We start from the raw sequence: 13235 nt of genomic DNA on the forward strand, positions 1-13235 counted from the left end.
CTGCCGGGCACCGGGCGTACGGGAAGTGCGGAATCAGACGCCCGCGGCCATGAGGCTGTTGATGCGCTGCGGGTCACCGCAGACGATCAGCAGCGCCGAGGCACGGCTCATCGCCTGGGGCAGTGCTCCGGCCACGGCATCGTCCGCTCCGCCGTTGACGGCGACGACCACGACCGGGCGACCGCCCGCGCGGTCGGTGTCCGCCGCGGCGTAGAAGACATCGTCACCGGCGTCGTGCTGCGCCCAGTAGGACGCCTCGCCGAAGGACAACTCGTGTGCCGCCCACGGATGCTGGTCCCCGGTGGTCAGCACCAGGATGTCGCCTGGCGCCCGGCCGGAGTCCAGCAGCAGGTCGACCGCCTCGTCCGCCGCGTCCAGGGCGCCGTCCACCGAGGCGGGGATCAGCTGGATCTGGGGCGCGGCCGTCGAGGCGGGGGCCGTCTTGGTGGCCGAGGCCGCCGGGGCGGTCGGCGCGGGCTTCGCCGCATCGCTCGTGGTGCGCTGCGACGGAGCCGACGAGGTCCCGGCGGAACCACGGTTCGGACCGGGGCTTCCCGGGCGCCGCGGGGCGGGCCGGGGGCCGGGACCAGGGACAGGACGAGGGGTCGGCGCGGTGCGGCCTGCGGCCGGTGTCGCGCGAGGACCCGGGACACTCTCGTGAATCTGAGGCTCCTCGGGGATGAGAGGCATGGGCTGATGTCTATCAAACGTCGGTGCGACTCGCACCGGCGGGTGGTGGTTCGAACCGGTCGGTCTGCTCAGAAGTCGAAGCCGAGTTGGCCGCCGACCTCCAGCTCGACCGATTCAGGTGTATTGCGCACACGCTTGAGGTGCCGCCAGCGGGGCAGCCCGTCCAGGTAGGCCCAGGACAGCCGGTGGTGGGGCGTGGGCCCCTGTTCCCGCAGGGCGGCGCGGTGCACGGGGGACGGGTATCCGGCGTTGTCCCCGAACCGGAAGTCCGCGTGTGCGTCCCCCAGTTCGGCCATCAACGCGTCCCGCCGCACCTTGGCGATCACGGAGGCGGCAGCGACGGCCACACAGGACTGATCGCCCTTGATGACCGTGCGGACCCTCCAGGGAGCGCCGAGGTAGTCGTGCTTGCCATCGAGGATCACCGCGTCCGGACGGACGGGCAGCCCGTCGAGAGCCCGGGTCGCGGCGAGCCGGAGGGCGGCCGTCATCCCCAGGTCGTCGATCTCCTCGGGCGAGGAGTGACCCAGGGCGTGCGCGGTGACCCACGACTCCAACTCGTGCGCCAGCTCCGTGCGCCTCTTGGGGCTCAGCAGCTTGGAGTCGGTGAGCCCGGTCGGCGGGCGCCGCAGACCGGTGACCGCCGCGCAGACCGTCACCGGACCTGCCCAGGCCCCTCGCCCGACCTCGTCGACACCGACGACGATCTTGGCTCCTGTCGTGGCGCGGAGCGAGCGCTCGACACTGTGGGTGGGCGGTTGGTAGGCCATGGCGAGGACAACATTACGCCGCTCACCCGGGCGCCGTGTACCCGGATCAGGCGGTACGCCCCCGGGCCGCCGGAACGGGCCCGGTCGCGGACGGCCGCGGTGGCCCTCCGTACCCAACCCGACGCGGCGCAGGGGCGGTTGTCCGGCGATGCGGGGCGGTTGTTCGGCGGTGCGGCGCACCCCGCCCTGAGCTGGGACGACGCCCGCTGCCGTTCGTCAGTCCGCCGCCGGGATCCAGGACGGGAGCGGCTCGGTGCGCTCCAGCCACCCGCGAGGCGGTGCGCCGCGGGCCCCGGACGCGACCACTCCGCCGGCGATCGCGCAGGTGGTGTCCACGTCCCCGCCGGCCTGCGCGGTCGTCCAGAACGCGTCCTCGAAGGAGTCCAGGTGCCGGGCCGCGGCCCACAGCGCGAAGGGCACGGTGTCATGGGCGCTGGTACGGCGGCCGCACCCCAGCACCGCGGCGACGGTGACGGCGTCCCCGTAGTCCAGCATGTCGCGGGCGCGCCGCAGCCCCGCCTGGACGGCGCTGCGCGGGACGGCCCCGACCACCCGGTCCAGCAGGGCTTCCGGCCCGCCGTGGCCCGCCGGGTCGGCCACCACCGCCGCCGCGGCGGCCACCGCCATCGCCCCCGCGACGGCCTCCCGGTGCTGGTGCGTGGTATACGCGGAGATCTCCGCCTGATGCGTCGCCTGCTCCACGTCGCCCGCGTACCAGGCGCCCAGCGGGGCGATCCGCATGGCGGCGCCGTTACCCCATGATCCCTGCCCCTGGAACAACCCGGCGGCCAGATCACGCCAGTCGCCGCCCTCCCTGACCAGCCGGAGCATCCGGTTCACGGCGGGGCCGTACCCCCGGTCGAAATCATGGTGCACGGCGAACGACCGGGCGAGGCCGTCCTGGTCGATCCGGCCGTGCTCGGCGAGGACGGCCAGCACGGAGCAGCCCATCTCGGTGTCGTCGGTCCACTGCCAGGGGGCGGGTGGCAGTTCCCGGCGCTTGAGGAAGGGATGGTTGGCGGGGACGAAGAACTGGGAGCCGAGGGCGTCGCCCACGGACAGCCCGCGCAGGCTCGCCAGAGCCCGGTGGTAACGGTCAGCGGTCATCGCTGGGCACTCTAACCGGTGAGTCCGTAGGGCTCGGGGGTACACCAGCGCTCGAAGGGCCGGTCGAGGTGGTAGCGGCCGTCGGAGCCCAGCAGCAGCATCCGTGTCTCGGCGTTGTCCGGGTTGGACAGCGACTCGAATTCGGCGACGCTCCAGTGCAGCCAGCGCATGCAGAACAGCCTCATGGTCAGCCCGTGGGTGACCAGCAGCACGTTCGGCGGATGCGCCGGGTCATCGAAGCTGCGCCACAGGCTCTCCAGGAACGCGTCCACCCGGTCGTAGACATCGGCCCCGGACTCGCCCTGCGCGAAGCGGTAGAAGAAGTGCCCGTAGGCGTCGCGGTAGGACTTCTGCTTCCGCACGTCCTCGCGGTCCTGCCAGTTTCCCCAGTCCTGCTCGCGCAGCCGCGGCTCCTCCCTGACCCGGGTGCGGGACGGATCCAGGCCGAGGAGACCCAGGGTCTGGTGGGTGCGCCGGTACGGCGACACATAGACCGACACGCGCTCGTCGGCGAAGGTGGCCCGCAGCCGGACGCCCGCCTCGAGTGCCTGCCGCCGCCCGGTCTCGGTCAGCCTCAGGGCGTGGTCGGGCACACGTTCGTACACCGAGTCATCGACATTCCCCTCCGATTCTCCGTGCCGTATGAGGATGATGCGCCGGGGTCGTGCCATGCCGCCCACCCTAGAGCGGGTGCGCGGAGACCGCCTCGCTCCCCTCGTCCGCCACCAGGCGGCCCGTTCGACGAGCCGGTAAACACAACCACAGTTGCATTACCCTCGGAGTGACGCAGGAAACCCACTAACGCGATCGGAGTTGCGATTGTCCGCGGAGAGCACAGCCCACACCCCGGGCACCGTCCGCCCCGGCGGGCGCACCGCGCGCACCCGCGCCGCGGTCCGCGACGCCGTGCTCACCGGTCTCGCCGAGCACGGCTACCCGGGCCTGACGGTCGAGTACGTGGCCGAGCACTCCGGCGTCCACAAGACGACGGTCTACCGGCGCTGGGGCAGCGTCGAGGGGCTGGTGGCCGACGCACTCGACCTCGCCGGGGAGGGCTCCTGGCGGCCGCCCGACACCGGCAGCCTCGACGGCGATCTGCGGGCCCTGGCCCGCGAGGTGACCGAGACGTTCGGCGACGCGCCGGCCGCGGCCGCGCCGACCGCCTACGTCGCCGCCGCGTTCCACTCCCCGCGCGCGGCGGAGGCACTCCGTGCCTTCTACGCCGAGCGGTTCGCCCGGTGCGAATCCGTGGTGACGCGGGCCGTCGAGCGTGGTGAGGCGCCCGTGGGCACCGACGCCGCGGCGGTCGTACGGGCCGTGTCCGCCCCGCTGTTCTTCCGGGCGCTGGTCACCCGTGACCCCATCGACACACCGCTGGCCGACCAGTCGGCGGCAGCGGTCGCCGCCGCCGTCCGGGCCGGGGCGTATCTCCCGGCCGGGTGACGATCAGGCCACGTGCCCCGATGCCGTCTCCGGGCGCGGCCGCCTTCTCAGACCGTCCAGGCGGACTCGACGCCCACCACATCGCCGGCTATCGCGGCCACGTCCGCCTCCGTCTGAGCGCGCAAACCCAGCCGCTCCACCCGCTCCACCCGGTACTTCCCGTGCTCGGCGGCCGAGTTCCACATCGACAGCACGAGGAACTCGTTGCCCGGCGCCTCGCCGAAAACCCCGCGCAGCATGCCGGGCGATCCGGCCATCGCCGGATTCCACACCTTCTCCTGCACCAGCGTGAAGTGGTCCACCCGCTCCGCGTGCACGCGGCAGTGCGCGACCCGCAGCACGTCCGCGTCGTTGAACCGGGGCTGGAAGCCGACCTTCACATCGAAGCGATGCTCGAAGAGCCGGACTTGCATGTTCCGGTACGTGCCCGACTGCGCGGCCGCCAGCCGGTTGTGCGATCGCGCCATGAAGGAGTCGTAGAACGCCCGGCTCTCCCAGAACGCGAAGATGTGCGCCACGTCCGGTCGTCCCCGGCTCCAGCCTCCGCCCTGCCCCCGGAATCCCGGCTCACCGGGCAGCCCCGCCCACTTCCGCTGCCCCCGCTCGAATCCCGGACGGTCCACCACGGTGCAGCGAATCCACTTGACCAGCACCGCGCCATCCTACGGCCCCGACGGTGGCCCGCATCACACAGCGAACCGTCAACTCAGGGCTTCGGTGATGGACAGGGGGGTGCCACCACAAGAGATCGCATCCGACCTCCCCCAGGCCTCCGGTCAGCGCCGCCTGCGCCCCGTCCCCGGCCCCGGAAGTCCCGCACCGGCACCCGGCATTCCGGTACCGGGACCCGGAAGCCGCATGCCCGGACTCGGCGCGTACGCCGCCTGCAGCTGCTGCCCGCCGGGGAGGGGCGCGTACCAGGCGCTCCCGTACAGGACGCTGCTGAGTCCGGACAACAGCCGTTGCACATCGGGTTCCGATCTCACCACGAGCCGCATGAACCGGCTGCTGCTGCCGAGCTTGTTGCCGCACTCGCGCACCAGCACGCCGTGTTCGGACAGCAGCCGGTCCCGCACCTGCACACCGTTCGCCCCGTCCGGCAGTTTGACGAACACGAAGTTGCCCTGTGAGGGGAAGACGGTCATCCCCGGCAGACATCCCAGCTGCGCGATCATTTCCTGCCGGTCGCGGCCGAGCATCCGCAGGCTCATCTCGTAGTCCTGCTGATGGTCCTTGAGCATGAAGACAATGATCTCGGCAAAGGAATTGAGGTTCCACTTCGGCAGCCTGGACCGGATCTTCCCGGCGAGCGAGGGATTCGCCACCAGGTAGCCGAAACGCACGCCGTGCAGGCCGAAGTTCTTTCCCAGACTGCGCAGGACGACGACGTTCGGGCGCACCACGGCCTCGTCGACGACGCTCGGCCAGGGACCGGAATCAGGGTCGGCGAACTCCAGGAAGGACTCGTCGATGACGACCAGGTCGAGGTCCGAGAGGGAGTCCATGAACGATATGACGGCGTCGCGGGAGAGGAGGCCGCCGTCGGGATTGTTGGGGTTGCAGATGACGGCGGCGCGTGATCCCCGCTGCCGTATGAAGTAGACGAAGGCATCGGGATCGAGGGCGAAGCCGTGCCGCTCCGGCAACCGGAACATGTCCACGCGCTTGCCGGTTCCCTCCGGCTGATCCGTCCAGCGGCCGAAGGTGGGGATCGGGACGGCCAGGCTGTCCTTGACCAGCAAATGGTCGATCCACGTGATGAGTTCCGTCGATCCATTTCCCATCGCCATGGTCTGTGGCTGGAGATCGAGCAGATGTGCCAATTCGGCCGTGATCGTCTCGGCGGAGCTGGGGTAATAGGTGAGAATGTCCCGCAGCATGGCCGACAGCTCGTCGAACATGCCGGGAGTGGGGAAGTAGGGATTACAGGGGATACAGAAATCCACGATGTCCTGTCCGCCGCCTGAAACTCCCGCGCGATTCAGCATGAAGTACGACGGACTGTGGTTGGTGCCCCGGAAAAGCTGTGCGGCGTTACCCGTGTTGCCGAAGGCGGCGACAGTCACAGCAAGACCTCCTCGGTCACATGGGCCGTGCTGGGCACGACGCGCGGCTCCGCTTGCACAGAGCGTCGCGCACGTGCCACCGCCAGTCGGGGCGTTGCCGAATTTCATGGTGCGTATGAGAAGTCGAGTGACAGGAGATACCGGAACCGCTACAGTCCTCCGGCTTACGCCTGCCCCCGAGCAGGGCTCCCACAGGTCGGCAACCCGCTCCCCCAGCGCGCGAGCGGGGCGCGGCCCGAAGGCCACGCCCCGCGTCGAAGGTCACCCTTCAGGGTGGACGATCAGCTGCAGCCGCTCGTCGAGCCGCAGCCCTCGCACAGGTAGCAGCTGCCCGCGCGGCGCATCTTGGTGCCGCAGGAGAAGCACAGCGGTGCGTCCGCGTTCAGGCCCAGCTGGATCTCGACCAGCTCGGTCGAGCTGTGGGCCTCCTTCGGGGCGGTCGTCTCGGACTGGGACGCGGTCGTGGTGGCCTTCGGGGCCTCCAGCCTCCGCGGCGCCGACTGGGCCAGGCCCTCGACGTCGACGTCGTCCTCGGACGCCTCGTACGAACCGGTCTCCAGGTGACGCTGGCGCTCCTCGGCGGAGTGGATGCCGAGCGCCGACCGGGTCTCGAACGGCAGGAAGTCCAGCGCCAGCCGGCGGAAGATGTAGTCGACGATCGACTGGGCCATCCGCACGTCCGGGTCGTCCGTCATACCGGCCGGCTCGAAGCGCATGTTGGTGAACTTCGAGACGTACGTCTCCAGGGGCACCCCGTACTGGAGTCCGACCGAGACGGCGATGGAGAAGGCGTCCATCATGCCCGCGAGGGTCGAGCCCTGCTTGGACATCTTCAGGAAGACCTCGCCAAGCCCGTCGTCCGGGTAGGAGTTGGCCGTCATGTAACCCTCGGCGCCGCCGACCGTGAAGGAGGTGGTGATCCCGGGACGGCCCTTGGGCAGGCGCTTGCGGACCGGGCGGTACTCGACGACCTTCTCGACCTCCGGCGCGGCCTGCTCGACCGCCTTCTCCTCCTTCTTCTTGGCGGAGAGCGGCTGGCCGACCTTGCAGTTGTCGCGGTAGATCGCCAGCGCCTTGAGGCCCAGCTTCCAGCCCTCGAAGTAGATCTCCTCGATCTCCTCGACGGAGGCCGACTCCGGCATGTTGACCGTCTTGGAGATCGCGCCGGACAGGAACGGCTGCGCGGCGGCCATCATCCGCACGTGCCCCATCGGCGAGATGGAGCGGTCGCCCATCGCGCAGTCGAAGACCTCGTAGTGCTCGGGCTTCAGCCCGGGCGCGTCGATCACATTGCCGTGCTCGGCGATGTGCGCGACGATCGCCTCGACCTGCTCCGGCTGGTAGCCGAGCCGCTTGAGCGCCTTGGGGACCGTGTTGTTCACGATCTGCATCGAGCCGCCGCCGACCAGCTTCTTGAACTTCACCAGGGCCAGGTCCGGCTCGACGCCCGTGGTGTCGCAGTCCATCATCAGGCCGATGGTGCCGGTGGGGGCGAGCACCGACGCCTGGGCGTTGCGGAAGCCGCTCTTCTCGCCGAGGCGCAGCACGTCCTGCCATGCCTCGGTGGCCGCCGCCCAGACCGGGGTGTCCAGGTCGTCCATGCGCTTGGCGATGGCGTTGGCGTCCGAGTGCTGCTTCATGACGCGGTTGTGGGCGTCCGCGTTGCGGGCGTAGCCGTCGTACGGGCCGACGACGGCCGCCAGCTCGGCGGAGCGCTTGTACGAGGTGCCGGTCATCAGGGAGGTGATGGCTCCGGCCAGGGCCCGGCCGCCGTCGCTGTCGTAGGCGTGGCCGGTGGCCATCAGCAGGGCGCCGAGGTTGGCGTAGCCGATGCCCAGCTGGCGGAAGGCGCGGGTCGTTTCGCCGATCTTCTGGGTCGGGAAGTCCGCGAAGCAGATGGAGATGTCCATCGCGGTGATGACCAGCTCGACGACCTTGGCGAAGCGCTCGGCGTCGAAGCGCTGGTTGCCGGCGTCGTCGTCCTCGAGGAACTTCATGAGGTTGAGCGAGGCCAGGTTGCACGAGGAGTTGTCCAGGTGCATGTACTCACTGCACGGGTTGGAGGCGGTGATCCGGCCCGTCTCCGGCGAGGTGTGCCAGTGGTTGATCGTGTCGTCGTACTGGATGCCCGGGTCGGCGCAGGCCCAGGCCGCCTCCGCCATCTTGCGGAAGAGGGACTTGGCGTCGACCTCCTCGATGGGCTCACCGTTGAGACGGCTGCGCAGACCGAACGGCGAGCCGGACTCCACGGCCTTCATGAACGTGTCGTTCACGCGGACCGAGTTGTTGGCGTTCTGGTACTGGACGGACGTGATGTCGTCGCCGCCCAGGTCCATGTCGAAGCCCGCGTCCCGCAGGGCGCGGATCTTCTCCTCCTCCTTGACCTTGGTCTCGATGAACGCCTCGACGTCCGGGTGGTCGACGTCGAGAACGACCATCTTGGCGGCCCGGCGGGTCGCGCCGCCCGACTTGATCGTTCCGGCGGAGGCGTCGGCTCCGCGCATGAAGGAGACGGGCCCGGAGGCGTTGCCACCGGAGGAGAGCAGTTCCTTGGAGGAGCGGATGCGGGAGAGGTTCAGGCCGGCGCCGGAGCCGCCCTTGAAGATCATCCCCTCTTCCTTGTACCAGTCCAGGATCGACTCCATGGAGTCGTCCACGGAGAGGATGAAGCAGGCGCTGACCTGCTGCGGCTGCTTGGTGCCGACGTTGAACCACACGGGCGAGTTGAAGCTGAAGACCTGGTGCAGCAACGCGTACGTGAGCTCGTGGTCGAAGATCTCGGCGTCTGCGGGGGAGGCGAAGTAGCCGTTGGCCTCGCCGGACGTGCGGTAGGTGCTCACCACCCGGTCGATGAGCTGCTTGAGGCTCGCCTCGCGCTCCGGGGAGCCGACGGCACCACGGAAGTACTTGCTCGTGACGATGTTGACCGCGTTCACCGACCAGAAGTCGGGGAACTCCACGCCGCGCTGCTCGAAGTTGACCGAGCCGTCACGCCAGTTGGTCATGACGACGTCACGACGCTCCCAGGCCACCTCGTCGTACGGATGCACGCCGGGGGTGGTGTGGACACGCTCGATACGCAGACCCTTGTTCTTGCTTCCCTTGGAGCGGGAGCCTCGTGCGGGGCCGCTCGTCGTCTCTGTCATTCCGCCTCCCAGTACGGGCGAAAACGCCCTGATGTGCCCATTTCTTCCCGGGCACGGTGTCTCTGTTTTTCACCCGGCGGCGCGATACGCCCCGGGCAGATCTTCGGCCGCCGGTCAGTCGGCGGCGGTGACGGGCGCGGGGGCCTCCGCGGCCCCGTCGGCGCCGGGCCCGCGGTCGTGCGCGGGAGGCCGTTGCTGATCACGCAGCTCCGCCACCGCGGCCTCGAAGTCCTCGAGCGAGTCGAAGGCGCGGTAGACGGAGGCGAAGCGGAGGTAGGCGACGAGGTCCAGCTCCTGGAGCGGACCGAGTATGGCGAGCCCCACGTCATGGGTGGACAGCTCGGCGCTGCCGGTGGCCCGAACGGCCTCCTCCACGCGCTGACCGAGCTTGGCGAGGGCGTCCTCGGTGACGGGACGGCCCTGGCATGCCTTGCGGACCCCGGAGATGACCTTGTCGCGACTGAAGGGCTCGGTGACCCCGCTCCGCTTGATCACCATCAGTGACGCGGTCTCCACGGTCGTGAAGCGGCGCGAACAGTCGGGGCACTGGCGGCGCCTGCGGATCGAGCAGCCGTCATCCGTGGTCCGGCTGTCGACGACGCGGCTGTCGGGGTGCCTGCAGAAGGGGCAGTGCATGACTCCGTACCCTCCCTCACCCTCAAGAACGGCGCATGACTGACAAGCCCCGACCGGCCGCGCGGGCCCGTCGAAGCGACCACAAGCATAGGCGAAGATCTCGGCAACGAATCACCAGGGACCACAAGCTGTGGGTGGCTGACATCCATCAAACCACTAGATCTGGTGTCTGGCACTCAATCGCACCGAATGGCGTGTCATGGCTCGGAAGCAGGCACGAGACTACGCGAACCCCACGGGTCCCGGCTCCACGGGGAGCCGGGTGCGAGACTGGGACCCGCCGCCGGACACGGCCGGAGATCACCCCTCAGCCCGTACCGGAACCGGCCTATACACCCAAGCCTGTGATCACGTCAGCTCATCTGGGATATTTCACTCGAACGTGTGTTTGGCGCAACCTTTCGAAAGCAACTACCGTTGTCCAACTAGGGAGAACATCTCGAGAGGGGCCGTCGTGACCACCACCGCAGAGAGCGCCGCTGTTACCGCCCAGGAGCGCTCCCAGAGCCGACTCGAACAGACGCACGCGATGAATCAGACCCACGCGATCAACGACGCGAGCACGAACCCGGAGGGACAGAAGGCGACCCGATCACTACCCGGGCGACCTCCAGGAATCCGGGCGGACAGCTCAGGGCTGACCGACCGGCAGCGTCGCGTCATCGAGGTCATCCGCGACTCTGTGCAGCGGCGCGGCTACCCACCGTCCATGCGGGAGATCGGTCAGGCGGTGGGCCTCTCCAGCACCTCGTCCGTCGCCCATCAGCTGATGGCCCTGGAGCGCAAGGGCTTCCTGCGGCGTGACCCCCACCGGCCGCGGGCCTACGAGGTCCGTGGCTCGGACCAGCCCAGCACGCAGCCGACGGACACCACCGGCAAGCCCGCCGCCTCCTACGTCCCGCTGGTCGGCCGGATCGCGGCAGGCGGGCCGATCCTCGCCGAGGAGTCGGTCGAGGATGTCTTCCCCCTCCCCCGCCAGCTGGTCGGCGACGGTGAGCTCTTCGTCCTGAAGGTGGTCGGCGACTCGATGATCGAGGCCGCCATCTGCGACGGGGACTGGGTCACGGTGCGCCGCCAGCCCGTCGCCGAGAACGGTGACATCGTCGCCGCGATGCTCGACGGGGAGGCGACGGTGAAGCGCTTCAAGCGCGAGGACGGCCATGTCTGGCTGCTCCCGCACAACGCCGCGTACCAGCCGATTCCCGGTGATGAGGCGACCATTCTGGGCAAGGTCGTCGCGGTGCTGCGGCGCGTCTGAACCGGCTGACCGAGGCGCGCCCCAGCGTGCCCAACGACCGGGCCCCGGGACCACTGCGCCGGTTCCGGGGCCCTGCTGTATGCCCGCGCGCTACGCCCCGTCGGCCTTGGCCGCCGCGTCGATCGCGGCCAGGGAACGGCGCACCTGATTGCGGTCGGTCGTGTACCAGAAGTCCGGCATGGTCTTCCGCAGGAACGAGCCGTAGCGGGCCCGCTCGACCCGCGGGTCCAGAACGGCGACGATGCCGCGGTCCCCGGAGGCTCGCACGAGCCGGCCCGCTCCCTGCGCCATCAGCAGGGCGGCATGCGTGGCCGCGACCGCCATGAAGCCATTGCCCCCGGCCTCCTCCACGGCCTTCTGGCGGGCGCTCATCAGCGGGTCGTCGGGGCGCGGGAAGGGCACCCGGTCCATGACCACCAACTGACAGCTCGGGCCCGGCACATCCACGCCCTGCCACAGCGACAGCGTGCCGAACAGGCAGGTCCTGGCATCGGCGGCGAACGCCCGGATCAGCTCGCCGAGGGTCTCCTCGCCCTGGAGGAGGATGGGCATGTCGAGCCGTCCGCGCAGCTCTTCCGCGGCGGCCTGGGCGGCGCGCATGGACGAGAACAGCCCGAGTGTGCGCCCGCCCGCGGCCTCCACCAGCTCGGCCAGCTCATCCAGCATGTCGCTGCGGCTGCCTTCGCGGCCGGGCTGGGCGAGATGCTTGGCGACGTAGAGGATCCCCTGTTTCGCGTAGTCGAAGGGCGAGCCGACATCGAGGGACTGCCAGCGCGGAGCGGATTCCTCGCCGCCCTCGGGGTCCTGCGGGCTCTCGGGAGCGAGGCCGAGCGATGCGGCCACACCGTTGAAGTCCCCGCCGATCTTGAGCGTGGCGGAGGTGAGGATCACCGAGCGGTCATCGAACAGCTTCTCGCGCAGCAGCCCGGACACGGACAGCGGGGCGACGCGCAGCGAGGCACCGAAACGGTCGTGCCGCTCGTACCAGACGACATCGAACTCGGAGGCCTCCACGATCCGCTCCGCCACCTGGTGGATGTTCTCCACCGCGCCCAGGGCCTGCTTACGGACGGCGTCCTCGTCCTGAACCGACGCATCGCGGGTGGCGCCGAGCGCGGAGATCACCGTACGGGCCGCGTCGCGCAACGCCATCAGGGCATAGCTCAGGTCCTCGGGGATGGTCTCGAGGCGGCCGGGCAGGGCCAGCTCCATGATCCGCTCGAAGGTCTCCGAGGCGGTCTGCAGAGCGTCGGCCGCCTTCTCGTTGACCAGCTTGGCGGCGCGCCGCACGGCCCGGTTGACCTGGCCGGGGGTGAGCTCGCCGCTGGCGACGCCGGTGACGCGGGAGACCAGCTCATGTGCCTCGTCGACGATCAGCACCTCGTGGCTGGGCAGAACCGGGGCGCCCTCGATCGCGTCGATGGCGAGCAGCGCGTGGTTGGTGACGACGACCTCCGCGAGCTTGGCGCGCTCGCGGGCGGCCTCGGCGAAGCACTCGGCGCCATAGGCGCATTTGGACGCGCCGAGGCATTCCCGGGAGGTGACCGACACCTGGGACCAGGCACGGTCGGAGACGCCGGGGGTCAGGTCGTCGCGGTCGCCCGTCTCGGTCTCGTCGGACCAGTCACGCAGCCGCATCAGGTCCTTGCCCAGCTTGCTGGTGGGCGCGGCCGCCTCGAACGGGTCGAACAGCCCGGCCTCGTCGGCGTCGTCCTGCGGCACCCCTTCGTGGAGGCGATGCAGGCACAGGTAGTTGGAGCGCCCCTTGAGCATGGCGAACTCGGGGCGGCGGCGCAGCAGCGGATGCAGAGCGTCGACGGTGCGCGGCAGATCGCGCTCGACGAGCTGGCGCTGCAGGGCGAGGGTCGCCGTGGCGACGACGACGCGCTCGCCCTGGGCGAGGGCGGGCACCAGATAGCCGAGCGACTTGCCGGTGCCGGTGCCGGCCTGGACCAGCAGATGGGAATTGTCGTCGATCGCCTCGGCCACGGCTTCGGCCATGGCTGTCTGGCCAGGGCGTTCGGTACCACCGACAGCGGTGACGGCGGCGTGCAGCAGGTCTGCGAGTGGAGGCGAGGACGTGTCAGTCATAGGGGTGCCAGCCTACGCGGCGGCACCG

The 13235-nt window shown here is 70.0% G+C and carries 10 protein-coding genes and 1 pseudogene; 2 read left to right on the top strand and 9 right to left on the bottom strand.

The genetic code is table 11. The features are described from left to right. Positions 1–33: 33 nt before the first annotated feature. The 4 genes from ACFZCY_RS36005 to ACFZCY_RS36020 all read right to left on the bottom strand — a co-directional run bounded on the left by ACFZCY_RS36005 (position 34) and on the right by ACFZCY_RS36020 (position 3238). Positions 34–690, bottom strand: a complete 657-nt coding sequence (locus tag ACFZCY_RS36005; protein ID WP_391183130.1) for a hypothetical protein — start codon at positions 688–690, stop codon at positions 34–36. Between the two features lie 68 nt (positions 691–758). Next, positions 759–1460 (bottom strand): ribonuclease HII, encoded by a 702-nt coding sequence (locus tag ACFZCY_RS36010; protein ID WP_055549863.1) that lies wholly within the window; start codon positions 1458–1460, stop codon positions 759–761. Between the two features lie 216 nt (positions 1461–1676). Further along, positions 1677–2567 (bottom strand): ADP-ribosylglycohydrolase family protein, encoded by an 891-nt coding sequence (locus ACFZCY_RS36015; RefSeq protein WP_391183132.1) that lies wholly within the window; start codon positions 2565–2567, stop codon positions 1677–1679. A gap of 11 nt (positions 2568–2578) precedes the next feature. Then, complete coding sequence (locus ACFZCY_RS36020) at positions 2579–3238, bottom strand: histidine phosphatase family protein (RefSeq protein WP_055550080.1); 660 nt, start codon at positions 3236–3238, stop codon at positions 2579–2581. 142 nt (positions 3239–3380) lie between these two features. On the opposite strand from ACFZCY_RS36020, the gene ACFZCY_RS36025 reads away from it, so the two are divergent. Next, the gene (locus tag ACFZCY_RS36025; protein ID WP_391183134.1) at positions 3381–4010 is read left to right on the top strand and encodes a TetR/AcrR family transcriptional regulator C-terminal ligand-binding domain-containing protein; all 630 of its coding nucleotides are present in this window, start codon (positions 3381–3383) and stop codon (positions 4008–4010) included. Between the two features lie 47 nt (positions 4011–4057). Here ACFZCY_RS36025 and ACFZCY_RS36030 read toward each other — a convergent pair whose 3' ends face one another. The 4 genes and pseudogenes from ACFZCY_RS36030 to nrdR all read right to left on the bottom strand — a co-directional run bounded on the left by ACFZCY_RS36030 (position 4058) and on the right by nrdR (position 9858). Further along, positions 4058–4663 (bottom strand): YdbC family protein, encoded by a 606-nt coding sequence (locus tag ACFZCY_RS36030; protein ID WP_361485739.1) that lies wholly within the window; start codon positions 4661–4663, stop codon positions 4058–4060. A 147-nt stretch (positions 4664–4810) separates the two neighbouring features. Beyond that, positions 4811–5998, bottom strand: a pseudogene (locus tag ACFZCY_RS36035) (pyridoxal phosphate-dependent aminotransferase); the annotation flags it as partial. Positions 5999–6357: 359 nt separating this feature from the next. Further along, positions 6358–9222 carry a vitamin B12-dependent ribonucleotide reductase gene (locus tag ACFZCY_RS36040; protein WP_391183138.1) on the bottom strand — a complete coding sequence of 955 codons (2865 nt, stop codon included), beginning with the start codon at positions 9220–9222 and terminating at the stop codon, positions 6358–6360. A gap of 114 nt (positions 9223–9336) precedes the next feature. Further along, positions 9337–9858, bottom strand: a complete 522-nt coding sequence (nrdR, locus tag ACFZCY_RS36045) for a transcriptional regulator NrdR (RefSeq protein ID WP_391183140.1) — start codon at positions 9856–9858, stop codon at positions 9337–9339. Positions 9859–10312: 454 nt separating this feature from the next. Between nrdR and lexA the strand changes: the two genes are divergently transcribed. Beyond that, positions 10313–11116: a transcriptional repressor LexA gene (gene lexA / locus ACFZCY_RS36050; RefSeq protein WP_361485733.1), complete on the top strand. Its 804-nt coding sequence runs from the start codon at positions 10313–10315 to the stop codon at positions 11114–11116. Between the two features lie 90 nt (positions 11117–11206). On the opposite strand, the gene ACFZCY_RS36055 is transcribed toward lexA, so the two are convergent. Next, the gene (locus tag ACFZCY_RS36055; protein ID WP_391183144.1) at positions 11207–13207 is read right to left on the bottom strand and encodes a helicase C-terminal domain-containing protein; all 2001 of its coding nucleotides are present in this window, start codon (positions 13205–13207) and stop codon (positions 11207–11209) included. Between the last annotated feature and the right edge of the window lie 28 nt (positions 13208–13235).

It is taken from the genome of Streptomyces sp. NPDC007983, from assembly GCF_042958345.1.
GTDB lineage: Bacteria > Actinomycetota > Actinomycetes > Streptomycetales > Streptomycetaceae > Streptomyces.

Bases quoted from the DNA above. Each gene is read 5' to 3' on its own strand.
- ACFZCY_RS36005 (WP_391183130.1), bottom strand. From the start codon at position 690: ATGCCTCTCATCCCCGAGGAGCCTCAGATTCACGAGAGTGTCCCGGGT.
- ACFZCY_RS36010 (WP_055549863.1), bottom strand. From the start codon at position 1,460: ATGGCCTACCAACCGCCCACCCACAGTGTCGAGCGCTCGCTCCGCGCC.
- ACFZCY_RS36015 (WP_391183132.1), bottom strand. From the start codon at position 2,567: ATGACCGCTGACCGTTACCACCGGGCTCTGGCGAGCCTGCGCGGGCTG.
- ACFZCY_RS36020 (WP_055550080.1), bottom strand. From the start codon at position 3,238: ATGGCACGACCCCGGCGCATCATCCTCATACGGCACGGAGAATCGGAG.
- ACFZCY_RS36040 (WP_391183138.1), bottom strand. From the start codon at position 9,222: ATGACAGAGACGACGAGCGGCCCCGCACGAGGCTCCCGCTCCAAGGGA.
- nrdR (WP_391183140.1), bottom strand. From the start codon at position 9,858: ATGCACTGCCCCTTCTGCAGGCACCCCGACAGCCGCGTCGTCGACAGC.
- ACFZCY_RS36055 (WP_391183144.1), bottom strand. From the start codon at position 13,207: ATGACTGACACGTCCTCGCCTCCACTCGCAGACCTGCTGCACGCCGCC.